21 protein-coding genes and 1 pseudogene are annotated in these 24,571 nt (G+C 64.3%); 10 read left to right on the top strand and 12 right to left on the bottom strand.

Annotated features, from left to right (window positions below; all coding sequences use genetic code 11):
• Window positions 1-38: 38 nt before the first annotated feature.
• Together L0C21_RS09625 and L0C21_RS09620 are read left to right on the top strand one after the other, a co-directional pair.
• The gene (locus L0C21_RS09625; protein ID WP_259278148.1) at window positions 39-2,129 is read left to right on the top strand and encodes a 3-hydroxyacyl-CoA dehydrogenase NAD-binding domain-containing protein; all 2,091 of its coding nucleotides are present in this window, start codon (window positions 39-41) and stop codon (window positions 2,127-2,129) included.
• A gap of 82 nt (window positions 2,130-2,211) precedes the next feature.
• Entirely contained in the window at window positions 2,212-3,390 is a 1,179-nt protein-coding gene (locus tag L0C21_RS09620) for an acetyl-CoA C-acyltransferase (RefSeq protein WP_259278147.1), read from the top strand.
• A gap of 77 nt (window positions 3,391-3,467) precedes the next feature.
• Here L0C21_RS09620 and L0C21_RS09615 read toward each other — a convergent pair whose 3' ends face one another.
• Window positions 3,468-3,893 (bottom strand): DUF2628 domain-containing protein, encoded by a 426-nt coding sequence (locus L0C21_RS09615; protein WP_259278146.1) that lies wholly within the window; start codon window positions 3,891-3,893, stop codon window positions 3,468-3,470.
• A 380-nt stretch (window positions 3,894-4,273) separates the two neighbouring features.
• On the opposite strand from L0C21_RS09615, the gene L0C21_RS09610 reads away from it, so the two are divergent.
• Window positions 4,274-5,650 carry an L-serine ammonia-lyase gene (locus L0C21_RS09610; protein ID WP_259278145.1) on the top strand — a complete coding sequence of 459 codons (1,377 nt, stop codon included), beginning with the start codon at window positions 4,274-4,276 and terminating at the stop codon, window positions 5,648-5,650.
• Between the two features lie 170 nt (window positions 5,651-5,820).
• Window positions 5,821-6,165, top strand: a complete 345-nt coding sequence (locus tag L0C21_RS09605; RefSeq protein ID WP_259278144.1) for a hypothetical protein — start codon at window positions 5,821-5,823, stop codon at window positions 6,163-6,165.
• Between the two features lie 191 nt (window positions 6,166-6,356).
• Here L0C21_RS09605 and L0C21_RS09600 read toward each other — a convergent pair whose 3' ends face one another.
• Window positions 6,357-6,785, bottom strand: a complete 429-nt coding sequence (locus L0C21_RS09600) for an Lrp/AsnC family transcriptional regulator (protein ID WP_259278143.1) — start codon at window positions 6,783-6,785, stop codon at window positions 6,357-6,359.
• Between the two features lie 122 nt (window positions 6,786-6,907).
• On the opposite strand from L0C21_RS09600, the gene L0C21_RS09595 reads away from it, so the two are divergent.
• Together L0C21_RS09595 and L0C21_RS09590 are read left to right on the top strand one after the other, a co-directional pair.
• Entirely contained in the window at window positions 6,908-7,996 is a 1,089-nt protein-coding gene (locus L0C21_RS09595; RefSeq protein WP_259278142.1) for a saccharopine dehydrogenase family protein, read from the top strand.
• Between the two features lie 243 nt (window positions 7,997-8,239).
• On the top strand, window positions 8,240-9,115 hold the full coding sequence (locus tag L0C21_RS09590; protein WP_259278141.1) for an OmpA family protein: 876 nt from the start codon (window positions 8,240-8,242) through the stop codon (window positions 9,113-9,115).
• A gap of 72 nt (window positions 9,116-9,187) precedes the next feature.
• Here L0C21_RS09590 and L0C21_RS09585 read toward each other — a convergent pair whose 3' ends face one another.
• Window positions 9,188-9,502 (bottom strand): TFIIB-type zinc ribbon-containing protein, encoded by a 315-nt coding sequence (locus L0C21_RS09585; RefSeq protein ID WP_259278140.1) that lies wholly within the window; start codon window positions 9,500-9,502, stop codon window positions 9,188-9,190.
• A 398-nt stretch (window positions 9,503-9,900) separates the two neighbouring features.
• On the opposite strand from L0C21_RS09585, the gene L0C21_RS09580 reads away from it, so the two are divergent.
• The gene (locus L0C21_RS09580; protein WP_259278139.1) at window positions 9,901-10,320 is read left to right on the top strand and encodes a VOC family protein; all 420 of its coding nucleotides are present in this window, start codon (window positions 9,901-9,903) and stop codon (window positions 10,318-10,320) included.
• A 121-nt stretch (window positions 10,321-10,441) separates the two neighbouring features.
• Here the strand turns inward: L0C21_RS09580 and L0C21_RS09575 are convergent, their stop codons facing one another.
• The 9 genes from L0C21_RS09575 to L0C21_RS09535 form a co-directional block, all read right to left on the bottom strand.
• The gene (locus L0C21_RS09575; RefSeq protein ID WP_259278138.1) at window positions 10,442-11,617 is read right to left on the bottom strand and encodes a vWA domain-containing protein; all 1,176 of its coding nucleotides are present in this window, start codon (window positions 11,615-11,617) and stop codon (window positions 10,442-10,444) included.
• 111 nt (window positions 11,618-11,728) lie between these two features.
• Entirely contained in the window at window positions 11,729-12,148 is a 420-nt protein-coding gene (locus L0C21_RS09570) for an ester cyclase (RefSeq protein WP_259278137.1), read from the bottom strand.
• 94 nt (window positions 12,149-12,242) lie between these two features.
• Window positions 12,243-13,082, bottom strand: coding sequence for a P-loop nucleotide/nucleoside kinase family protein (locus tag L0C21_RS09565; protein WP_259278136.1), 840 nt, complete (start codon window positions 13,080-13,082; stop codon window positions 12,243-12,245).
• A 73-nt stretch (window positions 13,083-13,155) separates the two neighbouring features.
• Window positions 13,156-13,998, bottom strand: a complete 843-nt coding sequence (locus tag L0C21_RS09560; protein ID WP_259278135.1) for an AAA family ATPase — start codon at window positions 13,996-13,998, stop codon at window positions 13,156-13,158.
• Between the two features lie 106 nt (window positions 13,999-14,104).
• A complete protein-coding gene (locus L0C21_RS09555) occupies window positions 14,105-14,881 on the bottom strand; it encodes a DUF6975 family protein (RefSeq protein WP_259278134.1) in 777 nt (258 codons plus the stop codon).
• A gap of 192 nt (window positions 14,882-15,073) precedes the next feature.
• Entirely contained in the window at window positions 15,074-17,095 is a 2,022-nt protein-coding gene (gene rpoD, locus L0C21_RS09550; protein ID WP_259278133.1) for an RNA polymerase sigma factor RpoD, read from the bottom strand.
• A 5-nt stretch (window positions 17,096-17,100) separates the two neighbouring features.
• Window positions 17,101-17,556 (bottom strand): hypothetical protein, encoded by a 456-nt coding sequence (locus L0C21_RS09545; RefSeq protein ID WP_259278132.1) that lies wholly within the window; start codon window positions 17,554-17,556, stop codon window positions 17,101-17,103.
• On the bottom strand, window positions 17,510-18,976 hold the full coding sequence (gene dnaG / locus L0C21_RS09540) for a DNA primase (protein ID WP_259278131.1): 1,467 nt from the start codon (window positions 18,974-18,976) through the stop codon (window positions 17,510-17,512). Before dnaG ends, L0C21_RS09545 begins: the two co-directional genes overlap by 47 nt.
• A gap of 199 nt (window positions 18,977-19,175) precedes the next feature.
• Window positions 19,176-19,631, bottom strand: coding sequence for a GatB/YqeY domain-containing protein (locus L0C21_RS09535; protein WP_259278130.1), 456 nt, complete (start codon window positions 19,629-19,631; stop codon window positions 19,176-19,178).
• A 218-nt stretch (window positions 19,632-19,849) separates the two neighbouring features.
• Between L0C21_RS09535 and carA the strand changes: the two genes are divergently transcribed.
• The 3 genes and pseudogenes from carA to carB all read left to right on the top strand — a co-directional run bounded on the left by carA (window position 19,850) and on the right by carB (window position 24,530).
• A complete protein-coding gene (gene carA / locus L0C21_RS09530) occupies window positions 19,850-21,019 on the top strand; it encodes a glutamine-hydrolyzing carbamoyl-phosphate synthase small subunit (RefSeq protein WP_259278129.1) in 1,170 nt (389 codons plus the stop codon).
• Window positions 21,019-21,294 carry a hypothetical protein gene (locus L0C21_RS09525; RefSeq protein WP_259278128.1) on the top strand — a complete coding sequence of 92 codons (276 nt, stop codon included), beginning with the start codon at window positions 21,019-21,021 and terminating at the stop codon, window positions 21,292-21,294. The genes carA and L0C21_RS09525 overlap by 1 nt, the downstream gene beginning before the upstream one ends.
• Before the next feature lie 6 nt (window positions 21,295-21,300).
• Window positions 21,301-24,530: pseudogene (gene carB, locus L0C21_RS09520) on the top strand (carbamoyl-phosphate synthase large subunit).
• Window positions 24,531-24,571: the final 41 nt, after the last annotated feature.

Below are 24,571 nucleotides of genomic sequence, written 5' to 3'. Positions count from 1 at the left end.
GGCGCCACCGGGGCAAAACAAAGGGAGAAAGCAAGGCAATGTCTGGACGGTTCGAGAAGCGTGGGCCTGTCGGCGTCATTCTGGTGGACAACCCGCCCGTCAACGCCATCAGCCAAGGCGTGCGCCTGTGCATCCTCGATGGGCTGAAACAGGCCGAGGCCGATGCGGACGTAAAGGCCGTGGTCATCGCCTGCGCGGGCCGCACCTTCATGGCGGGCGCGGACATTGCCGAGTTCAAGACCGGCCCGAAGGAGCCCCATCTGCCGGACGTGATCGCCGCGCTGGACCAGTCGTCCAAACCGCTCGTTGCCGCCATTCATGGCACGGCCTTCGGCGGCGGGCTGGAGATCGCGCTGGGCTGCAACTACCGCGTGGCGGTTCGGGACGCCAAGGTCGGCCTGCCGGAGGTGAAGTTGGGCATCCTGCCCGGCGCGGGCGGCACGCAGCGGCTGCCGCGCCTCATCGGCGTTGAAAAGGCGCTGCCCATCATCCTCTCGGGCGATCCCATTCCTGCCCCCAAGGCGGCGGAGCTGGGCATCATCGATAAAGTTGTTGAAGGCGATCTCATGGAGGCCGCCATCGCCTTCGCCGAGGAGAAGGCCGCCAGCGGGGGCAAGCACCCACGCATCAGCGAGAAAACCATCGACCGCGCGGCGCTGCCCGAGACCTACTTCGATGACATGCGGCGCCAAGTGGCCAAGGAGAAGCGCAATCTGTTCTCGCCGCAGCGGATCGTCGATGCCGTCGAGGCGGCGGCCACCCTTTCGTTCGACGACGGCATGGCGAAGGAGCGGCAGCTGTTCATGGCCTGCGCCATGAACAGCCAGGCGCGGGCGTTGCAACACGTGTTCTTCGCCGAGCGGCAGGTGGCCAAGATCCCCAACATAGCGGAGGGGGTGACACCGCGGGAGATCAAGTCCGTCGCCGTCATCGGCGCGGGCACCATGGGCGGCGGCATTGCCATGAACTTCGCCAATGCGGGCATTCCGGTTACCGTGCTGGAAGTAAGCCAGGAAGGGCTGGAGCGCGGCCTTGGCGTCGTGCGGAAGAACTACGAGCGCTCCGCCTCGCGCGGCAAGCTGACGGCGGCGCAGGTGGAGGAGCGGATGGCGCTCCTGAAACCCACGCTCTCCTACGATGACCTCAAGGACGCCGACCTTATCATCGAGGCGGTGTTCGAGACGCTGGAGGTGAAGAAACAGGTCTTCACCCAGCTGGACCGGGTGGCCAAGCCGGGCGCGATCCTTGCCTCCAACACGTCTTACCTCTCCATCGACACCATCGCCTCCTACACCTCCCGTCCGCAGGACGTGCTGGGGATGCACTTCTTCTCCCCCGCCAACGTGATGAAGCTGCTGGAGATCGTGCGCGGCGAGAAGACTGCGTCCGACGTGCTGGCAACGGCGCTGACAGTCGCCAAGACGATCAGGAAGGTCGGCGTGGTAGCGGGCAACTGCCACGGCTTCATCGGCAATCGGATGCTCCAGGGCTATGGCCGCGAGGCAGGGCTTTTGGTGCTGGAAGGTGCGACGCCGAGCCAGGTGGACAAGGCGCTCTACGATTTCGGCATGCCCATGGGCGTGCTGCAAATGGGCGATCTGGCCGGGCTCGACATCGGCTATCGCTCGCGCAAGGACCAGTCCCCCGACGCCTACGAGCCGAAGTCTGTGCGCGTCGCTGACCGGCTGGTGGAAATGGGCCGCTGCGGCCAGAAGACCAGCGGCGGCTACTACGACTACGAACCGGGCGACCGCACGCCAAAGCCCTCCGAGGTCACCCAGAAGGTGATCGACGAGGTGCGGGCCGAATATGGCATCACCCCGCGCGCGATTTCGGATCAGGAGATCATCGAGCGCTGCTTCCTCGCCATGGTGAACATCGGCTGCGAGGTGCTGCGCGAGGGCATCGCCTACCGGGCGAGCGACATCGATATCGTCTACCTCTACGGCTACGGCTTCCCGGCCTATCGCGGCGGGCCGATGTTCTGGGCTGAGAACGAGATCGGCCTCAGGAACGCGCTTGAGAAGATCAAAGGCTATGCCGAGACGGTGAGTGCGCGCTGGTGGCAGCCCTCGCCGCTGCTCGAACGGCTGGTGGCGGAAGGCAAGGGCTTCGCCAGCCTCAGGTAAGGCTGCGCGCCCGAGAGTGCTGCGTTTTTCTGTTCACGACGGAATGGGGTGGCTGAACGTGCCGCCCTTGAGGAGGTAGACCATGCGTGAGGCAGTTATCGTATCAACGGCGCGCACGCCCATCGGCAAGGCCTATCGCGGCGCGTTCAACGCCACGCCCGCGCCGACGCTGGCCAGCCATGCCATCGCCGAGGCGGCGGCACGGGCAGGCATCGAAGGCGCGGAGGTGGAGGACGTGATCTTAGGGTGCGCGCTCCAGCAGGGCGTGCAAACGCCCAACATCGGCCGCCTCGCCGCGCTTCGCGCCGGGCTGCCCACGTCCGTCCCCGGCATGAGCATCGACCGCCAGTGCGCCAGCGGCCTGATGGCGATTGCGACGGCCGCCAAGCAGATCGTCCACGACGGCATGCAAGTTGCCATCGGCGGCGGGGTCGAGTCCATCTCCATGGTGCAGAACGACAAGTACCGGATCGAGGTGGACAAGGGCCTCGTCGGGATGGTGCCCGCCATCTACATGCCGATGATCAACACCGCCGAGGTGGTGGCCAAGCGCTACAACGTCTCCCGCGAGGCGCAGGACGAATACGCCCTGCAAAGCCAGCAGCGCACGGCGCAAGCGCAAGAGCAGGGCCGGTTCGACGACGAGATCATCCCCGTCACCACCACCATGGGCGTGATGAACAAGGAAACCAAGGAGGTCTCCTTCAAAGAGGTGACGCTCTCGAAGGACGAAGGCAACCGGCCGGAGACGACGCTGGAAGGTCTTGCGGGCCTCCAGCCGGTGCGTGGGCCGGACGGCTTCATCACCGCCGGCAATGCCAGCCAGCTTTCGGACGGCGCTTCGGCCTCCGTGCTGATGGAAGCCAAGGAGGCGGCGCGGCGCGGCCTGCAACCGCTCGGCATCTATCGCGGCATGGCGGTTGCGGGCACAGACCCGGATGAAATGGGCATCGGCCCCGTGTTCGCCGTGCCGAAGCTGCTCAAGCAGCATGGCCTGACCGTGGATGACATCGGCCTGTGGGAGCTGAACGAGGCTTTCGCCGTGCAGGTGATTTACTGCCGCGACCGCCTCGGCATCCCCAACGAGCGCTTCAATGTAAGCGGCGGCGGCATCTCCATCGGCCACCCCTACGGCATGTCCGGCGCGCGCCTCACCGGCCACGCACTCATCGAGGGCAAGCGCCGGGGTGCGAAATATGTGGTCGTTACCATGTGTGTCGGCGGCGGCATGGGCGCTGCCGGCCTGTTCGAGGTGGTTTAGGCAAGTGGCGGGAGTAAACCCGTAGCACGCTCATGGCAGCCGCTATGTCACAGGAGGCATAGCGGCTGCTTCTGAATTCAGGCCAAGCTAAACCCCCGAAACGGGTTCCAGCTGGCTTCCTTCTTCATGACCTTTTCATAATAGGCGTGGTTGGCAGTCAGTGCACAGATGAGGCCAATCGCAATGCCCAAGATATTATCTAGGGAGTCGCCCAGTGCAGGGACCCCACTGGTCAGAATAACGAACGCTACGATTGCAGCCAGCAACACAAGGGCCCTTTTCCAAAGGCCGATGCACAGAAAATAAAGTGGCCCAAAGAAAAATGCCCAGAAGTTCATGCGAACTTTGAGGCGCTCCGAGAAGCTGAGTTCCTTCAAGGCCGAAGTGAAATCAGATGAGCCTGGCCCACCATGCTTCTCGAAGAAGGCAAAACGTATTTTCCATTTGCTGCTGACATTCAGGCTTTCGATTTCAGTCAGCATGGTCTCGGAAGCATCAGCCATGATGTGGTGGGCTCCTGTCGAAATGTGAGCGTTGTTGACTTTGTTGGTTCCTGTGTGCAGCCAACCGCCTGGTTTTATGCCATCTCTGGCGGAACAAAGGTCCCTCTACGAAGTACGTATCGACTCGTAAATATTACGTAACAGAAACATGCTGCGCTTGCCCAGTTGTTTAGTCGCAATGCCGGAATCGCTCCATGAATGGCGAGCTTGCTCGGAATGGCGCGACGTGTGGGTGAAGCACCCATCGAAGACAGAAGGGTCGCCGGCGGCATGATGCTCCGGCGGCCCTTTTTTATCGCTGCGTCCGGGCCTACCTTGGGGTGGATTCTGCGCCGTGCAGAAAACAGGAAGGCGCGGCCCCTGGGGATGAAAGCAGTCATATGTTTCTGAGCCTGTTCGACGTGTTCAAGGTGGGCGTTGGCCCGTCCAGCTCCCACACCGTGGGGCCGATGCTGGCAGCGGCGCGGTTCGTCACGGGCCTTAAGGAGCGCGGGCAACTGGATGCCGTCGAGAGGGTGCAGGCGGAACTCTTCGGCTCGCTGGCGCTGACCGGCCTTGGCCACGCCACCGACCGTGCCGTGCTCTTGGGGCTGGAAGGCAACCTGCCGCAGGTGATTGCGCCCGAGATCATCGAGCCGGCCGTCACCCGCATCCGCGAGGAGAAGCGCCTCAACCTGGCGGGCGAGAAATCCATTCCCTTCGATCCGCGCGCTGATCTCATCCTCGAGTTCGAGATCCGCTTGCCCTTCCATGTGAACGGCATGCGTTTCACCGCGCTAAGTGCTACGGGCGAGACGCTTGCCCGCGAGATTTTCTACTCCATTGGCGGCGGCTTCGTCGTCAGCGAGGAGGAGGCGGGGCGCAATTCCATCGCCGAGGAAAGCGTCGCTGTGCCCTACCAGTTCAACACGGCGGCCGAGCTGCTGGCGATCGGCGCGCAGCACAACCTCAGCATCGCCGACATCATGATGGCCAACGAGATGGCGCTGCGCCCCCGCGCCGAGGTGGAGGCGGGCATCGATGCCCTGTGGGCCGTGATGGATGCCTGCATCTCCCGCGGCTGCCGGGAGGAGGGGATTCTCCCCGGCCGCCTGAAGGTGCCGCGCCGTGCGCCTGCGCTCTATCGCAAATTGCTGGAGCGGCAGGAACGGTCGCTCCGCGACCCGATGACCGTGATGGACTGGGTGAACCTGTGGGCCATGGCGGTCAACGAGGAGAACGCGGCGGGCGGCCGGGTGGTAACAGCCCCCACCAACGGCGCGGCGGGCATCATCCCGGCAGTGCTGCGCTACTACGACCGGTTCTGCAACAGCAGCCCCGAGGGCATCCGCACCTTCCTGCTGACGGCGGCGGCCATCGCTGCCCTGTTCAAGCGCAACGCCTCCATCTCCGGCGCGGAGGTGGGGTGCCAGGGGGAGGTGGGCGTCGCCTGCTCCATGGCGGCGGCGGGCCTCACGGCGGCGCTGGGCGGCACCAACGCGCAGATCGAGAACGCCGCCGAGATCGGCATGGAGCACAACCTCGGCCTCACCTGCGATCCGGTGGGCGGCCTCGTGCAGATCCCCTGCATCGAGCGTAATGCCATGGGCTCCATCAAAGCCATCGATGCCTCGCGCCTCGCCATGCTGGGGGATGGCTCGCACATGGTGCCGCTCGACAAGGTGATCGAGACCATGCGGCAGACCGGGCTCGACATGTCCGCCAAGTACAAGGAAACCTCGCAAGGCGGGCTTGCCGTCAACATGGCGGAGTGCTGACGCCGAAAGGTTCCATCGCCATCTGTGCAACCGAGCCGAGACGTGGCCCTGGTAAGGTGGACGCCCTCACAGCCGTGCAGCGCTGGGAAAGGCGCGTGTTAGACTTCTCCCATCGTTCGTCGCTTGCTGTGTGCCGGTTTTCGTAAAGTTGCCGGCGGGAGGAACCGTTCATGGCGGCTCGTAAGAACCGGCTCGTCTATTCCATCTGGTCGGAAGGAGGCCAGAAACTCAGCTTTTCGTTTCCGCTGCATCCCCACACGGTGGCGCCCGAGCACGTGGGCGAGGTGATGGATGTGCTGCTGGATGTGCTGGATCGTGAGGTCAGCGAAATCGGCGCAACCAATGGCGACGTGCTCCAGGCGCTCGCCATGGCGCTGGCCTGCCGCGCGGCGGTGATGGACGGTTCGGTGGAAACCAACACCGCCCTGGCCGACGATCTGGCGCAGGAAGCCCTCGCCGCGGCCCGCGCCAGCCTCGCCGCCGACAACATGGACCGCAGCGACGAAGAGCGCTGAGGGCTTTTTTAAAGCTGAAGGCTTAATGGGGACGCTCAGCCAGTGGCTTCGCCCCCCTTAACATCCCCCATCCGTCTATTACGGGGCGCACCCGGTCAACGCGTCGGTGTCCTCTAGACTCCACGGTTCATGCTGGGCGCGGCCTGACAAACGAATGGGGTGCAGGGGGTGAGCCCCCTGCAAGATAATGTTCAGCCCCGCTCGAACTTCCGGCTGAGGATGATGGACGACATGGTTTCACGCACGCCGTCGATGGCGCGGATCTGGTCGAGCGCGGTATCGAGATCATGGGTGGTGGGGCCCGCCACCACCGCAATCAGGTCGTAGGGTCCGCTGACCGAGAGCAGGCTGACGACGGCGCTGATGCGCTTGAGGCCGGCCTCGACGGCGGCCTGTTGCTGCGGCGCAACGCCGATCAGCACATGCGCGCGCACTCTTGTATCCGCTGCCCCCAGTCTTGCAGAATATCCGGTAATAACACCGGTTGCCTCCAGACGGTCGATCCGCGCCTGGACGGTGGACCGTGCAACTCCCAGTTTGCGCGCCAGCACGGCCGTGGGCAGGCGCGCGTTCTGCATCAGCAGTTCGATCAAGCGTGTATCGAGTGAGTCATCCGTCATAATGACGGATGTTTGAACAAATTGCCGTCAATTGTCGAGCGTATTGTGCAGAGCGGCGCTCCACTTCGACTGGGCTTGGCCTTAGCCTGACCTATATTACGGGCAAAGAAAGGGGTAAATTAATGCGTGATATACTGGTTGTAGGCGCGGGCAATATCGGTGAGATGATCGCGGCTTTGCTGCTGCCGACGGGCGAGTATCGTGTGACGGTTGCAGACCGTTGCGAAAAGGCGCTGTCGCGTGTGGCGAAGCTGGACGGGCTGGAGCGGATGGTGCTGGACGCCACCGACGAGAAGGCCCTCGCCGATGCGCTGAAAGGCCGGTTCGCGGTCGTCTCTGCCGCGCCCTATCACATTACCGCCCGTATCGCCCGCGCCGCCCATGAGGCGGGCGTGCATTATCTCGATCCCACCGAGGACGTGGCCTCGACCAAGCTGGTCAAAGAGCTGAGCCAGACCGCCAGGGCGGCGTTCATTCCCCAATGCGGGCTGGCGCCGGGCTTCATTGCCATCGTCGGCAAGCACCTGGCCGATACCTTCGATGAGCTGGACACCCTGCGGCTGCGGGTGGGCGCGCTGCCGCGCTTCCCGACGAACAGCCTCACCTACAACCTCACCTGGTCCACAGAGGGCGTCATCAACGAATATCTGGAGCCGTGCGAGGCGATCGTGGATGGCAAGCCTACGCTGCTTCCGGCGCTGGAGAATGTGGAACGGTTCGTGCTCGACGGCGTGAACTTCGAGGCGTTCAACACCTCGGGCGGGCTCGGCACGCTGGGCGATACGCTCTCCGGCAAGGTGCGGAACCTCAGCTACCAGACCATCCGCTACCCCGGCCACCGCGACATCATGCGGACCCTGATTCATGATCTGCGCCTGGGCCAGAACCGCGATCTGTTCAAGCAGGTCCTGGAAAATGCCGTGCCGATCACCGAGCAGGACGTGGTGGTGGTGTTCGCCACCGCCTCGGGCACGCGCAACGGCCGCCTGACGCAGGAAAGCTATGCCAACCGCATCTATCCACGCCAGATGAACGGCAAGCACTGGGCCGCCATTCAGGTGACGACCGCCAGCGCCATCTGCGCCGTGCTCGACATGCTGGCGGCGGGTGACCTGCCGCAGCAGGGCTTCGTGCGGCAGGAGGACATCCCGCTGCCGGTGTTCCTGAACAACCGGTTCGGCCAAGCCTACGCCATGCAGCAACAGCACTGAGATTGAACGGTTTGCCGGAAGGCCGGGCGCGGGCCCAGCCTTCCGGCGTTACAGACCTGTCCTGATGGCCGGCGTTTCGCCGGCCTTTTTTATCTGGGCGTGCATGGGGTGGGGCGGGGGAGGGGATGGTCGTTGCAACCTTTCATGCTGGAACTCACAAGCCCCATCATGCTTACCGCCTGCATGCCTCTGTAGATTTCGTTGCGCCTGTAATTGTTCTGAACAAAAAATAGGAAGGCGCACTTGATTAAAGACATACTCACGGGTGCGGCAGAACTTGCCAAGGCGATGGGCGGCGGCGGCCTTGCCTTTCTCATTATAGGGATAGGCGTGCTGGCATACCTGGCAGCCATCCTGTTCCGCCGGGATCATGTCGGCATCCGGGTCGCGGTCTTCCTGGTTCTGCTCGTCTTGATCTGCCTCGGTTTTTATTTTGCCGGGAAGGTGGTTGATACCGCACCGAAGGGCAGCGCCGATGACCAGCTATCCAGCGTAAGCGAAAAGGCGACAGTCACGTCCGCACCCGAGCCCGCTCCCGGTCCGGCTCCCATTCCGGCCGGGCAGCCAGAGGCCAAGCAAAAGCCCAAACCGTCGGCTGATACCCGACAGGCTGCACCGTCAGGGCAGAAATCCGGCGAAGCACAGAAACCGGAACCGGTGCCGCCGCCTGTTCCGGAAAATCGGCCTGACCCAAATGAGTCCATGCCGAGGCCCGGCGGAGGCGAGGCGGTAAACGGCGTGGAGCCGGCGCCTCCGGAGGTCAGGCAGGCGGCCGTATTTTTCCCCAGATACAGCGCGGAGGTTTCTGAGGAGGATCGGGAGCGCCTGGCGGCCCTGCTGGAAATCTGCCTGCCCGGTCAAACTCTTCTGGTCAGGGTGGAGGGCCATGCGGATCAGGCCGAGGCTGACACGGCGGACCTGATCGAGCTGAGCCGCAGCAGGGCTGAGGAAATCGCAAAAACGCTTCAGGAGCTTGCCGGAAACCAGGGAGAACAGGGGAGCTGCGTCCTTGACGTGCAGGTAGAGGCCTTCGGTGCCCAAAGACCGCTGGTGGAACATGAAAATGCAGCAGGCGATCCCCAAAACCGCAGGGTTGATATCCGGCTGGAGCGGCCCTGAGGGGCATGGGCGAGCGTGCGGCCCGACCCATGCCCGGAAGGGGATCAAGCCTTCTGATTCATGTTTGCCGGATCAGTCGAACAGTTCTTCGAGGAAGGACTTTCTGCGCTTCTTGTAGCCGTGGTGGGAGCGGTGGCCGTAATCGGCGTAGCTGGGCTTGTCGTAGGGGCCGGGATAGACGGGCGGCTGAGGCTGGGGCTGCGCCGTTGGTGCAGCGGGCGCGGGGGCAAGCTCCTGGGCGGAGCGCTCGATGATCTTGTCCAGCTCTCCCCGGTCGAGCCAGACGCCCCGGCACTGCGGGCAGTAGTCGATCTCGACGCCTTGCCGCTCGCTCATCACGAGGGGAACGCGGCAGATGGGGCAGGGCATTCCAGCGGCGCTTGTCATGGTTCTTTCTCTCCTCAAGCTTAGCCCGGACGGAGTGCGAACCTGCGCCGGGCCTCGTTTTAAAGCGGTCCGACATCACAGCCGACTTGCTCGACTGTCAGAGGGGCCCGGCCCGCTTTGTGAACATGGGGCCGGAACATCAGGCTTTCAACCAGTGGCGCGGCGATGCTTGAGGCGGACGTCTGGATGGACTAAAACGTAAGCGTCGGAAAAGGCAGGCCGGTTTGGTTAGCCCGGCCGCTCCCCAGCGCGGGAGCTCTGACTGGCGCGTGCGCCAAGTCCCACGGCCCGAAAGCCGGTGCGATGGTCGCATCGGGCAACCCCGAGCATCTTTCGAGCAGGGCGGATGCCCTGCGGTTAAGAAAGTGCGATCAACAAAGGGCTCTATGGGTGTGGATATGGAACAGCAGATTTCAGTGGTGACGCTCGGCGTCGATGACCTTGCCCGCTCGTGCCGGTTCTATGTGGACGGGTTCGGCTGGCAGCCCGTCTTCGAGAACGAGGACATCCTCTTCTACCAGATGAACGGCTTCGTGCTCGGCACATGGCTGCGCCGGGCGTTGGAGGCGGACATGGGGCGAGCGTCGGCCGGGCCGGGTGCCTTCTGCCTCGCCCACAATGTGCGGGCGCGGGACGAGGTGCAGCCTGCGCTGGTGCGGCTGGCCGAACACGGCGGGCGAATTCTCAAGCCCGCCGCCGAGACCTTCTACGGCGGCTTTGCAGGCTACGTGGCCGACCCGGACGGCCATGGCTGGGAAATTGCCTGGAACCCGCACTGGCCCATCAGCCCGGAGGGGCATGTGCGGTTCAGCCTCTGAGTTTTCCAAGACAATGGCCAAGGGGGTCTCGGACCCCCTTGAAACCCCCCTTCGTCTATTGGGACGTGCGCGTGATGAAGGGTGCGCCTCCGCGCACGGAGCCCCTGCAAACAAACCACAATCACCGCGACAGTTCGCGCATGGCGCGGTCGAGCCCGTCGAGGGTGAGGGGGAACATGCGGTTCTCGAACAGGGTCTGGATCATGGTGGTGGACTGGCTGTAGCGCCAGTGCGCCTCGGGCACCGGGTTGAGCCAGACGGCGTGGGGATAGACGTTCAGCACCCGCTGGAGCCAGACCTGCCCCGCTTCCTCGTTCCAGTGCTCGACGGAGCCGCCGGGGATGGCGATCTCATAAGGGCTCATGGCGGCGTCGCCCACGAAGATCACCTTGTAGTCGCTGGGGTATTTGTGGAGCACGTCCCATGTCGGCGTGCGCTCGGTCCAGCGGCGGCGGTTGTCCTTCCACAGGCTCTCGTAGAGGCAGTTGTGGAAGTAGAAGAACTCCATGTGCTTGAACTCGGCGGTGGCGGCGGAGAACAGCTCTTCCATCACCCGGATGTGCGGATCCATCGAGCCGCCCACGTCGAGGAACAGCAGCACCTTTACCGCATTGTGCCGCTCGGGGCGCATTTGCAGGTCGAGAAAACCGCGCCGGGCGGTGGCCTTGATGGTGCCGTCCAGATCCAGCTCTTCCGCCGCGCCTTCGCGGGCGAAGCGGCGCAGGCGGCGCAGCGCCACCTTGATGTTGCGGGTGCCAAGCTCGACGGAGGTGTCGAGGTTCTGGAACTCCCGCTTGTCCCACACCTTGATCGCCCGGTTGTGGCGGTTCCTGTCCTGCCCGATGCGAACGCCCTCCGGATTGTAGCCGTAGGCCCCGAACGGCGAGGTGCCGCCCGTGCCGATCCACTTGCTGCCGCCCTGATGACGCTCCTTCTGCTCCTCGAGGCGCTTCTTCAGCGTCTCCATGATCTCGTCCCACGAACCGAGCGAGCGGATCTTCTCCATCTCCTCGGGGCTGAGATAGAGTTCGGAGAGTTTTCGCAGCCATTCCTCGGGGATTTCCGCCGTGCCGGTGTCGATCACTGTCTCCAGCCCCCGGAAGACCTTGCCGAACACCTGATCGAACCGGTCCAGCAGCCCTTCGTCCTTCACGTAGGTGGCGCGGGCGAGATAATAGAACTCCTCGACGCGCGGACTGATAACCCCCGCCTTCAGCGCCTCCAGCAGCAGCAAATGCTCCTTGAGGGAGGCCGGTATCTTCGCCTCGCGCAGGGCGTTGAGGAAATCCAGAAACATCTGCCGCAACTTTCCAGTTTTGCCCGCAGCTTGCCTTATGGCAGGCTCGTCTTTCCCCTTATGCCATAACTGCTTGAGGCATAAGCCGGGGGAAAGAAGGGGGCCGCCGGATCAGTTTTGCAACTGGCGCAGGATGGCGGTGAAGTCGAGCCAGACATTTTCCCGCGCGATGTCGCCGCTGTCCGCGAATTCGATCACGTGCAGCAGGCGGAACTCGAGGGGTCTTCCGTTGCCTTCGATGCCGAACGGCCTACCTGACGCCCGGCCCCGCCATAGGGAATCATCCACAAGGAAGTTTTCGCCGTAAAGCCGCCGTTTGCATTCGATCTTGCCCTCAGACAGTTCGCCAAACAAGGATTCATAGAAGCGCCGCGCGCCCTCCCGGTCGAAGCTGGGGCCGGGCGGATAGCCGACGATGTCATGCACCACATCAGGAACGAGGGTAGACAGCACGCCTTCGATGTCATTGCTGGCTTCGTAGGCGAAGTGCTCGTCGATCTTCCGGTCCATTTCCAGGCGGGTTAAGGCCACGTTCGGCTCCTTGGGCTGATGCTTAAGTCTATGGCTGGCATGACATCAACTAGCATAAACAGACTATAAATATGACACGGAATTCCGGCGTTGCCTACTCGCTCAAGAGAGCGAGGGCGTCAGCCAGAATTGCTTCAGGAGGACGATCTGTTGCAAGGCGATGCCAGAGGATCTGGCCGCGCACGTCGTCCGCCTGAAGGGCGACGATGGCGCTGGTGGCGTCGGAGGCGTCCGGGTTGCCGGGGGCGGCGGCGCGGGCGTCGGCACGGGCCATCAGGGTCTCAATCGGGGCTTCCAGCCAGAAGCCGTGGAAGGGCGCGCCGGCGTTGGCGGCGATCTTCTCCATGGCGTTGCGGGAGGGGCGCCGGGTGAAGGTGGCCTCGGAGACGACCGTCAGGCCCTGCTCAAGCAGGAACTGGGCGGTGCAGGAGAGGCGGCGGTAGACCTTGCCGCTGACAGCGGGCAGGTAGGCATCCTCCCCCAGCCGAGCCTCGGGCGGCAGGCCGAACAGGCGCTTGCGGATACCATCGGTGCGGAGCCACACCGCGCCCAGCGGTGGGCTGAGGCGGGCGGCGAGGCTGCGGGCGAGCGTGGACTTGCCTGAACCCGATAGCCCGCCGACGGCAATCAGCCGGGGCTGGGGCGGGCGGCCCAGGATGGCGCGGGCGAGGGCATGGGCGTCAGTGCGGCGCGGGTCTGCGGCGAATGCGCTCAAGGCGCGCAGGCAGGCATGGACCGGCAACAGCGCGGCGCCGCGATAATCTTGCCGGGCTTCCAGCGCCCGGTTGTAGAGAGCATTGGCAAGGTCGTGCCGGTTGGCGAGCAGCAGGTCGCACAGCGATACTGCGAGGGTGGCATCGGTTTCCTGCGCCAGCTCATCGGCCAGGGCGTTGATGGCGGCGGGGGTCAGTTCAGCGGGCAGGGCATCAGCCATGGCGCAGCCTCACGGAAGTGTTGAGCCAAGGCTGGGGATGCGGCCCGCGGGCGTCAAGGGCGCGCCGCGTATCCTATTCGCCGCGCCGGGCCATGAAGGCGAGGCGTTCGAACAGCATCACGTCCTGCTCGTTCTTGAGCAGCGCGCCATGCAGCGGTGGGATGAGCTTCTTCGCATCCCGGCTGCGGAGCACCTCGGGCGGCAAATCCTCGTGCATCAGCAGCTTGAGCCAGTCGAGCAGTTCGGAGGTGGAGGGCTTCTTCTTCAGCCCCGGCATCTCGCGGATATCGTAGAAGATGCTGAGCGCCTCGCGCACCAGATCGTGGCGGATGTTGGGGAAGTGCACGTCGATGATCGACTGCATGGTCTCCGGGTCGGGGAACCTGATGTAGTGGAAGAAGCAGCGGCGCAGGAAAGCATCCGGCAGCTCCTTCTCGTTGTTGGAGGTGATGATGACGATGGGGCGGTTCTGCGCCTTCACCGTCTCGCCGGTCTCGTAAACATGGAATTCCATGCGGTCGAGTTCCTGCAACAGGTCGTTGGGGAACTCGATATCCGCCTTGTCGATCTCGTCGATCAGCAGCACCGGGGTTTCCGGCGCGGTGAAGGCCTCCCACAGCTTGCCGCGGCGGATGTAGTTGGCGATGTCGTGCACCTTGGGGTCGCCGAGCTGGGAGTCGCGCAGGCGGCTGACGGCATCGTATTCGTAAAGTCCCTGCTGGGCCTTGGTGGTGGATTTGACATGCCACTCGATCAGCGGCGCATTGAATGCCTTTGCTACCTCGATAGCGAGCACGGTCTTGCCCGTGCCGGGCTCGCCCTTCACCAGCAGCGGCCGGCGCAGGGTGGCGGCGGCGTTGACGGCGACCTTCAGGTCGTCGGTGGCGACATAGCTGGATGTGCCGGTAAAGCGCATGGCTGGTGTCTTTCCGCTCACAGGGCCTAACGGAATAAGCACCCTAGCCGGCGGCCAGGGGGATGGGCAATCTGGCGTGAGGGTGGGGCGGTTGCCCCGCCTGGCATCAGGCCTTGCGGCGGGAGAGGGTGCGGGCCCGATCGGCCAGCAGGGACCAGAAGGTGACCTGCAAGGCGAGCGCCTGGCCGATGCCGAACAGGAGGCCGCGACGGGCGGACGGGGACTCGGCAGCCGTTGCCAGATACTGGGCGAGGGTCGAGGTGGAGGCCGGCGGTTGGTTGGCCATTACCTCCAGCTCCGGCACGGTGATGGCCGGGTGGCCGGACGGCGCGGTTTGCAACACATGGCTGATGATGCCGGCCACGCGCATCCACGACAGGCTGATGGCAATGCCGGTGCCGAAGGCGCAGCCGGTGCGCTCTGAGGTGAGCAGGATTTCCATGCGCCGCCGGTGGGCCAGCGCGTTGGCCTCGGCCGTGGTCAGGCCTGCGCGCAAGCGGGTGGGGCCAACGGCAACCGCCAGCTGGCGGATGCAATCCGCGTGCAGGATGGAGTCGCCAAACAGGGAGACGGCAAGGTCCGAGGGAACCAGGTCAGACGGCAGATGATGCTGGAGGCCGGCAGCCACCTGCGTTGCCATGACCGGCCAGCCGTGGCTGGCGATGGCGAACAGATGGGCGAAGTCAGCCAGCAGACTCGTGGTCTGTTCCCACGAATTACCGCTGAGTTCCGTCAGATAGGCGGGCGACAGGGCAGGTTCGCGCTTCAGGCCATCCAGAAGGTGCGTGGCAAAGTCCCGGCCCGTGAGGTTCTGCTGGGCCAGATTATTCCAGTGCGACGTTCCCTGACGCCGTGCGACGTCGTAGTCCACCACTCCGGACATCCGTTGGTCTTTCAGTTCGTATGCCATGTCGGCGGTCAGCTTAGCCGCAGATCCTTAAGAGGCTTTTAAAGTTGCTAGTAGAACGAGCGGAGAGTTTGCATTTTTGTGGCGGGACGTGACGCGGCCCAAACGCGAAAGCGCCCCGGGGCGGGTGCCCCGAGGCGCTTGCGGTTGGACAGGCTAGGAGCCCGATCAGGTGTCGAGGAAGCTCCGCATCTTGCGCGAGCGCGACGGGTGCTTCAGCTTCCGCAGCGCCTTGGCCTCGATCTGACGGATACGTTCGCGGGTCACCGAGAACTGCTGGCCCACTTCCTCCAGCGTGTGATCGGTGTTCATGCCGATGCCGAAGCGCATCCGCAGAACGCGCTCTTCACGCGGGGTGAGCGAGGCCAGAACGCGGGTCACGGTTTCCTTAAGATTGCCATGGATGGCGGCATCCAGCGGAATGACGGCGTTCTTGTCCTCGATGAAATCGCCCAGGTGCGAATCCTCCTCGTCGCCGATCGGCGTTTCGAGCGAGATCGGCTCCTTGGCGATCTTCATCACCTTGCGAACCTTCTCCAGCGGCATGGAGAGACGTTCGGCCAGTTCCTCCGGCGTCGGCTCGCGGCCGATTTCGTGGAGGATCTGGCGGCTGGTGCGGACCAGCTTGTTGATCGTCTCGATCATGTGCACCGGAATGCGGATGGTGCGGGCCTGATCCGCGATGGAGCGGGTGATGGCCTGCCGGATCCACCAGGTGGCGTAGGTCGAGAACTTGTAGCCGCGCCGATACTCGAACTTGTCCACCGCCTTCATCAGGCCGATGTTGCCTTCCTGAATGAGATCGAGGAACTGCAGGCCACGGTTCGTGTACTTCTTGGCGATGGAGATGACGAGGCGCAGGTTGGCCTCCACCATCTCCTTCTTGGCGATGCGGGCTTCGCGCTCGCCCTTCTGCACCATGGTGACGATGCGGCGGAATTCCTCGATGTCCACGCCGGCAAGGTTGGCAACTTCCGCCACCTGGGCGCGCAGATTCTCGATGTTCGGGCGCTCGGCGGTGATGAAATTGTCCCAGTTCTTGCCGAGCCGGGCAACGCGATCAACCCAGCCTTCCTCCAGCTCGTTGCCGAGGTATTCATCAAGGAAGCTCTGGCGCGGAATGCGATAGCGCTCGGCCAGGCGCAGCGCCTGGCCACCCAGCGACATCAGCCGCTTGTTGAGGCCGTAGAGCTGATCGACCAGCTGCTCGATCTTGTTGTTGTTGAACTGCACGCTCTCGACGAGCGCGGTCAGCTCCTCGCGCAGCTTCTGGTACTTCTTCTCGTTGGCCTGGCCGAAATCCTCGCCGCGGTGAATGGCTTCCAGCCGCTGTTCCTGCAGCTTGGCGAACTTCTTGTGGGCGGCGGTGATCTGGGCGAACTTCTCCAGCGCCTGGGGCTTCAGCACCTCTTCCATCGCGGCGAGGGAGAGGGTGTTGTCCTCCTCCTCTTCCTCGAAGGCGGGGCGCTTGGCGCGGCGCTCGGTGAACTCGTCGTCGTCGTCGGAGGATTCCTCCTCAACGTCGTCGTCGTCCTCCTTGTAGGCCACGGTCGGCAGGTCGCTGTCGCCGTCGCCGCCCTCGACCTGAGCCTCGCTCGGCTCCTTGGACAGCATGGCGTCGAGATCGAGGATCTCGCGCAGCAGCATCTCGCCGTTGTTCAGCGCCTCGGACCACTCGATGATCGCCTTGAAGGTGAGGGGGCTTTCGCACAGCCCGGCAATCATGGTGTCGCGGCCGGCCTCGATGCGCTTGGCGATGGCGATTTCGCCCTCGCGCGACAGCAGCTCGACGGCGCCCATCTCGCGCAGGTACATCCGCACCGGATCATCCGTGCGATCCAGTGCGGTTTCCTTCTTCGGGGCTGCCGGGACATCCGCGGTGTCGTCGTCGCCATCGGTCGCCGCGTCGATTTCCTGAACCGCCGGTTCCGCCTCCGCATCCTCCGGATCATCGCCTTCGATGACGTTGATGCCCATTTCGTTCAGCATGGCCATGATGTCCTCGATCTGCTCGGAGGACATCTGCTCTTGCGGCAGGTTGGCGTTCAACTCATCGTAGGTAATGTAACCGCGCTCTTTGGCACGCGCGATCATCCGCTTCACCGACGCTTCGTTCACGTCGATAAGCGGGGCATCACTGGTCTCTTCAGAGGTGTCTTCGGTCGTTTCCGCTTCCTGGCGTTTCACCATGTTACTCAAGTCCTTAGTGCCGGCCCGTTGGCTGCCAAATCAGACAGCTCCCGTTCGATTGTTGCACGCTCCTGCGCGATTCGCATCGGGCGGAGTAGAGTCTCATTGTCGTCAGGCCGAATGGCCGATTGCGCCTCCGCTAATTCGGCGTCAAGCGCGGATAGCCGCGCAACTGCCTGTAAGACGTGGACAAAGTCGGTTTCCGCCTGCACGGGGTCCGTTCCCTCGCGCGTAAACGATAAGCCTGACCTGTGACGTGTCCGGAGTCCTGCAAGCAGCCGCCCAAAACCTTCGGAGGTTAATGTGTGGTCGAGTCGGTTCTTGTCAAGGTCAGGCAGGCGAATCGACTCGTCGAGCATTCGCCCGACCAGTCGCGCCAGCTCGGCGTCCTCTATGGGCAGGCCGACGATTTCCTCATGATAACGGTCGAGCCAAACCGGATGTTCCAGCAGCCCCAACACCAACAGAATCGATGATCATGGGAGGGAGGCGCGGCTTCGTAATACGCTGATGCGAAAGTTTGGTTCCCGGCGAGACACGGGGCGGGGGCGCCCACGGTGCGCCTGGGCGCCGGCCAGGCGCAGCCTGCCGGTCGCGGCCCCACTGCCGGTCGGCGCTGCGGCCTGTTAACTGGTCGAAACGATTGAGGAATTCGCGCCGGTACAGCTCCTGCACGGGGCGGTCCGCGATGGCCGAGGCGCGGTTCATCAGGCTCTGGCGGAGCGCGGCGCGACCCTCCGGCGTCATCAGCTGGGCGGCCTCCATTTCGGAGCGCCAGAGCAGGTCCACCAGCGGCTCGGCCTTGGCGGCGATGGCATTGAGCGCGTCAGCCCCGCCGCCGCGCACCAGATCGTCCGGATCCTGCCCCTCGGGCAGGGTGATGAAGCGCAAACTCTTGCCCGCCTCCAAAAGGGGCAGGGCACGATGCGCCGCCCGCACGGCGGCGCGCTGACCGGCCGAATCACCATCGAAACACAGCAGCGGCTCCGGGGTGATTCGCCACAGACGGCGCAGATGCTCCTCGGTGAGCGCGGTGCCGAGCGGCGCGACCGCCGCCTCGATGCCCGCCTGCGCGAGGGTGATGACATCCATATAGCCCTCGACCACGAACAAACGCCCGGATTTCCGGGCAGGGCCGGCGGCAAGGTCGAGGTTGTAAAGAGTGCGGCCCTTATCGAAGAGGGGCGTGTCCGGTGAGTTGAGGTACTTGGGCTGGCCGTCCCCGAGGATGCGCCCGCCAAAGGCGATGATTCGGCCCCGGCCGTCGCGAATCGGGAACATCAGCCGATTACGGAAGCGGTCGTAGGGAGTGCGGTCCTCGACGGCGATGATGAGCCCGGCCTCGATGAGCAGGGCCTCGCTCGCCCCCTTGGCGATGAGCGCGGTCTTGAGCGCGTCGCGCTTCTCCGGCGCGAAGCCGAGGCCGAAGCGGCGCACCGTCTCCGGCAGCAGGCCGCGGCGTTGCAGGTAGTTCCTCGCGTCCGCCCCCGCGATGCCGTGCAGCTGCTCGGCAAACCAGTTTTGCGCCGCCGCCATCACGTCGAGCAGGCCCTTAAGCCGTTCCTGCTGGGCGCGATTGGCCTGGGTTTCGCGCGGCATCTCAAGGCCGGCTTCGTTTGCCAGCTGCTCCACCGCCTCGGGGAAGGTGCGCCCCTCCGCCTCGCACAGGAAGCGGATGACATCGCCGTGCGCGCCGCAGCCGAAGCAGTGGTAGAAGGCCTTCTCGTCGTTGACGTAGAAGCTGGGCGTCTTCTCGTTATGGAACGGGCAGCAGCCCTTCCACTCGCGCCCGGCGCGCTGGAGCTTCACCTTGCGGCCGACGACCGCGCTTACCGCAACGCGGGCGCGGATTTCATCAAGAAAGGCGGGCGAGATGCTCATGGAGCCACGATCCTAGAGCGGATGACGACCCAAGGGAAATGGATCAACGCTCTATATTCACTCGGTTAACGCAGATTTGCCGGACATTGCCCATGCGAAGCCGCGCCTGCGCCCGGTAAAACCGGGAGCGGCGCAACCCTGGCTGTCTTTATCTCGTATTTGGGGGTGAAGGGCCGTCGCCGGAAGAGGGCGCGGCGGTTTAGCCGGCAAGCGCCGCCTTCACCATCGGGCCGGCCTTGCCCATGTCGATCTGGCCGGCGTAACGTTCCTTGAGGGCGCCCATCACGCGCCCCATATCCTTCGGAGAAGAGGCGCCGAGTTCGGCGACCAGGGTGTTGATGACCTTCTGTGCCTCGTCGTCCGACATGACCTGGGGGAGGAAGCGCTCAAGAACGGCGATCTCGCCGCGTTCGGCCTCGGCCAGTTCGGCGCGCCCGCCCTTCTCGTACATCTCGACCGATTCCCGGCGCTGCTTGACCATCTTGGTCAGTACATCGATGACCAGCGCGTCGTCGTTGGCCGGAGCCTCGCTGGTGCGAAGCTCGATGTCGCGGTTCTTGATGGCGGCCTGAGCCATGCGGAGGGTCGAAACGGTCTGGGTATCCTTGGCCTTCATGGCCTCAACGAGCGCTTGCTTGATGGCATCGCGGATCATGCGGGCGGAATCCTGACTGTTTGAGAAAAGCAGAGCATAGCGGCGCGGGCTCTGGTTTTCAATCAAAAATTTTTGCGTAAGTTATTGAAATATAAGAGTAATTTTTATTTGTCCTTTTCCTTGACATGGGGAGCTGAGGTCAATAGAGACGCCGCAATTTGCCCGGACCCACGGGGTCTGGTAAATCCTGACAACGCTTTGTGTATGAGAGGTGCCCGGTGACTGTTTCTGCCGCTGCCAAACCCACCGACGCGCCCATTGGAGCCACTGCCGTTCTAGCCCTTGCCGATGGCACCCTGTTCTGGGGCCAGGGCTTCGGCGCGACTGGCGAGAAGGTGGGCGAGGTATGCTTTAATACGGCGATGACCGGCTATCAGGAGATCATGACCGATCCTTCCTACGCCGGGCAGATCATCACCTTTACCTTCCCCCATATCGGCAACGTGGGCGCAAACGGCGAGGATGTGGAGGCAATCACGCCTTTCGCCCTCGGCTGCATTATGCGCGAACCCATTACAAACGAGGCCAACTTCCGCGCCGAGCGGGGGTTCGATGACTGGCTGAAGTCCTACGGGCTGATCGGTATTGCCGGCGTCGATACCCGCCGCCTGACCCGCTACATCCGTATCCACGGCGCGCCCAACGGCGTCATTGCCCACAACCCCGAGGGCAAGTTCGATGTCGACGCGCTGATCCGGAAGGCGCAGGAGTGGCCGGGCCTCGAGGGCATGGACCTCGCCAAGGAGGTCTGGGCCCGCCAGACCTACCAGGCCGACGAGACCCTGTGGTCGCTGGGCCATGGCTACGGGCGCCAGACCAGCCCCACCAAGCACGTGGTCGCCGTTGACTACGGCATCAAGCGCAACATCCTGCGGAACCTGGCCTCGACGGGCGCGAAGATCACGGTGGTGCCGGGCGATGCGACGTTCGAGGAGATCATGTCGCACAACCCGGACGGCGTGTTCCTCTCCAATGGTCCGGGCGATCCGGCCGCGACGGGCGAATATGCCGTGCCGGTGATCCAGAAGCTGGTTGAGACCGGCAAGCCGATCTTCGGCATCTGCCTCGGCCACCAGCTGCTGGGCCTCGCCGCCGGCGGCCAGACCTTCAAGATGCACCAGGGTCATCGCGGCGCGAACCATCCGGTGAAGGAGCTGGACACGGGCAAGGTCGAGATCACCGTGATGAACCACGGCTTCGCGGTCGATCCGAAGTCGCTGCCGCAGAACGTGGTGCCGACGCACGTCTCGCTGTTCGATGGCACGCTGTGCGGCCTCAAGTACACGGACAAGCCGGTGTTCTCGGTGCAGCATCACCCCGAGGCATCGCCTGGCCCGCAGGACAGCTTCTATCTGTTCAAGCGGTTCATGGACCTCATGAAAGGCTGATGATGGGCCAGCGCGGCGGATACTGGAACGGCTTGCGGCGGCGCGAGCAGGCGGCTGACGCCTGGTCGCGCGGCGGCCGGACGGATATTGCCTTGCCGGATCTCGCCGCGCGGCGCCTTCAGATGTTCACTCACTTTGCCGGGCTGCTCGGCGAGCATGCAACGCCGCAGCTCAGCCCCTCTTCCTCACTGCAACCCGCGGCTTCCCCCTATCCGGTGCTGGTCTACAGCCGGCCGGAAGCGGGGCCGGGCGGCGGCACACAAGCAGGATCATAAACGGCTATGCCCAAACGTACCGACATCTCCTCCATCCTGATCATCGGCGCCGGTCCCATCGTGATCGGCCAGGCGTGCGAGTTCGACTACTCCGGCACGCAGGCGTGCAAGGCGCTGAGGGAGGAAGGCTATCGGATCATTCTGGTCAACTCCAACCCGGCCACCATCATGACCGATCCGGAGCTGGCCGATGCGACCTACATCGAGCCGATCACCCCGGAAATCGTCGCCAAGATCATCGAGAAGGAACGCCCGGACGCGGTGCTGCCGACCATGGGCGGCCAGACCGCGCTGAACACGGCGCTGGCGCTGGCGAAGAACGGCACGCTCGAGAAGTTCGGCGTCGAGCTGATCGGCGCGGACGCGGAAGCCATCGATAAGGCGGAGGACCGCCTGAAGTTCCGCGACGCCATGGACAAGATCGGGCTGGAGAGCGCCCGCTCGCGCATCGCGCACACCCTTGAGGAAGCGCTGGACGCGCTTGAATTCGTCGGCCTGCCCGCCATCATCCGCCCCAGCTTCACGCTCGGCGGCACGGGCGGCGGCGTTGCCTACAACAAGGACGAGTTCATCCAGATCGTCACCGGCGGCCTCGAGGCCTCGCCGACGACCGAGGTGCTGATCGAGGAGTCGCTGCTCGGCTGGAAGGAGTATGAGATGGAGGTGGTCCGCGACCGTGCGGACAACGCCATCATCATCTGCTCCATCGAGAACATCGACCCGATGGGCATTCACACGGGGATTCCATCACTGTCGCGCCGGCGCTGACGCTGACCGACAAGGAATACCAGATCATGCGGAACGCCTCGATCGCGGTGCTCCGCGAGATTGGCGTCGAGACCGGCGGCTCCAACGTGCAGTTCGCGGTCAACCCGCAGAACGGCCGTCTGGTCGTCATCGAGATGAACCCGCGCGTGTCGCGCTCGTCCGCCCTGGCGTCCAAGGCCACCGGCTTCCCCATCGCCAAGGTGGCGGCCAAGCTTGCCGTGGGCTACACGCTCGACGAGATCATGAACGACATCACCGGTGTAACCCCGGCGTCGTTCGAGCCGACCATCGACTACGTGGTCACCAAGATCCCGCGCTTCGCCTTCGAGAAGTTCAAGGGCACCGAGCCGCTGCTCACCACTGCCATGAAGTCGGTGGGCGAGGTGATGGCCATTGGCCGCTGCTTCAAGGAATCGGTGCAGAAGGCCCTGCGCGGCCTTGAGACCGGCCTTGACGGCTTCAACGAGGTGAACATCGACGGCAACAGCCGCGAGGCGCTGCAAACCGCGCTGGCCCGCCCGACGCCGGACCGGCTGCTGGTGGTGGCGCAGGCTTTCCGCGAGGGCTTCAGCGTTGAGGAAATCAACGCCATCACCCACTACGAGCCGTGGTTCCTGCGCCAGATCGCCGAGATCGTGGAAGCCGAGGCCGAGGTGAAGGCCAAGGGCCTGCCGGGGGACGCGCAGGGCTTGCGCCGCCTGAAGGCCATGGGCTTCTCCGACAAGCGGCTGGGCACGCTGACCGGCCTTTCGGAGTCCGAGGTGGCCAAGCGCCGCCGCGCGGTCAATGTGACCCCGGTGTTCAAGCGCATCGACACCTGCGCCGCCGAGTTCGAGGCGCAGACGCCCTACATGTACTCCACCTACGAAACCCCGGTGTTCGGGGAGCCGGAGTGCGAGGCTCAGCCGACCGAGGCCAACAAGATCGCCATTCTTGGCGGCGGCCCGAACCGCATCGGCCAGGGCATCGAGTTCGACTACTGCTGCTGCCATGCCTGCTTCGCGCTGACCGACGCGGGCTATGAGACCATCATGGTCAACTGCAACCCGGAGACGGTCTCGACCGACTACGACACCTCGGACCGCCTCTACTTCGAGCCGCTGACGCAGGAAGACGTGATCGAGCTGCTGCGCGTCGAGCAGAAGAAGGGCACGCTCAAGGGCGTCATCGTGCAGTTCGGCGGCCAGACGCCGCTGAAGCTGGCCCAGGCGCTGGAAGATGCGGGCATCCCCATCCTCGGCACCTCGCCGGACGCCATCGACCTTGCCGAAGACCGCGAGCGCTTCGCCGCGCTGGTGGAAGAGCTGGGCCTGCGCCAGCCGTCCAACGGCATCGCCCGCTCGCGCGAGGAAGCGATCGCGGTGGCCGAGCGCATCGGCTATCCGGTGCTCATCCGCCCGTCCTACGTGCTGGGCGGCCGCGCCATGGAGATCGTCGACTCGACCGCGCAGCTGGAAACCTACATCCGCGAGGCGGTGCAGGTGTCGGGTGACTCCCCGGTGCTCATCGACCAGTATCTGCGCGACGCCATCGAGGTGGACGTGGACGCCCTCAGCGACGGCACGGACGTGTTCGTGGCGGGCGTGATGCAGCACATCGAGGAAGCGGGCGTCCACTCCGGCGACTCGGCCTGCTCGCTGCCGCCCTACAGCCTGCCGGCGGAGATCGTCGCCGAGCTGAAGGAAGAGACCGCGAAGCTGGCGCTGGCGCTGAAGGTGCGCGGCCTGATGAACGTGCAGTACGCGGTGAAGGACGGCGTCGTTTACCTCATCGAGGTGAACCCGCGCGCCTCGCGCACCGTGCCGTTCGTCGCCAAGACCGTCGGCATGCCCATCGCCAAGATCGCGGCGCGCATCATGGCGGGCGAGAGCCTGGCCTCCTTCAACCTGCAGGAAAAGCCGCTGAAGCACATCGCGGTGAAGGAAGCCGTGTTTCCGTTCACCCGTTTCCCCGGCGTTGACCCGGTGCTTGGCCCGGAGATGAAATCGACGGGCGAAGTGATGGGCCTCGACACCGATTTCGGCCAGGCCTTCGCCAAGAGCCAGCTGGGGGCGGGCACCAACCTGCCGCTGTCGGGCACGGTCTTCGTCTCGGTGAAGGACCGCGACAAGGCAACGATGGTCGAGCCGGTGCGCGAGTTGCTGGACATGGGCTTCTCCGTCATCGCCACGGGCGGCACGGCGGCCTATCTGAAGGAGCAGGGGCTGGACGTGGGCTATGTGAACAAGGTGGCCCAGGGGCGTCCGCACATCGTCGATGCGATCAAGGACGGCAAGGTGCACCTGGTGTTCAACACCACCGAAGGCGCGCAGGCGCTGAAGGACAGCCACTCCATCCGCTCGAGCGCGCTCTACGGTAAGGTGCCGTATTTCACCACGGCAACGGCTTCGGCTGCGGCGGTGAAATCTATCCGCGCTTTGCGTCAGCGCACCCTTGATGTGAAGTGCCTCCAGTCCTACTATTCATAAAGGACCGTAAGGGGGACCGGCCGACCCGGTCTTGGAGATTT

This window comes from Pedomonas mirosovicensis, assembly GCF_022569295.1.
Classification (GTDB): Bacteria; Pseudomonadota; Alphaproteobacteria; order Sphingomonadales; family Sphingomonadaceae; genus Pedomonas; species Pedomonas mirosovicensis.
This window is presented reverse-complemented; position numbering and strand designations above follow the sequence as displayed.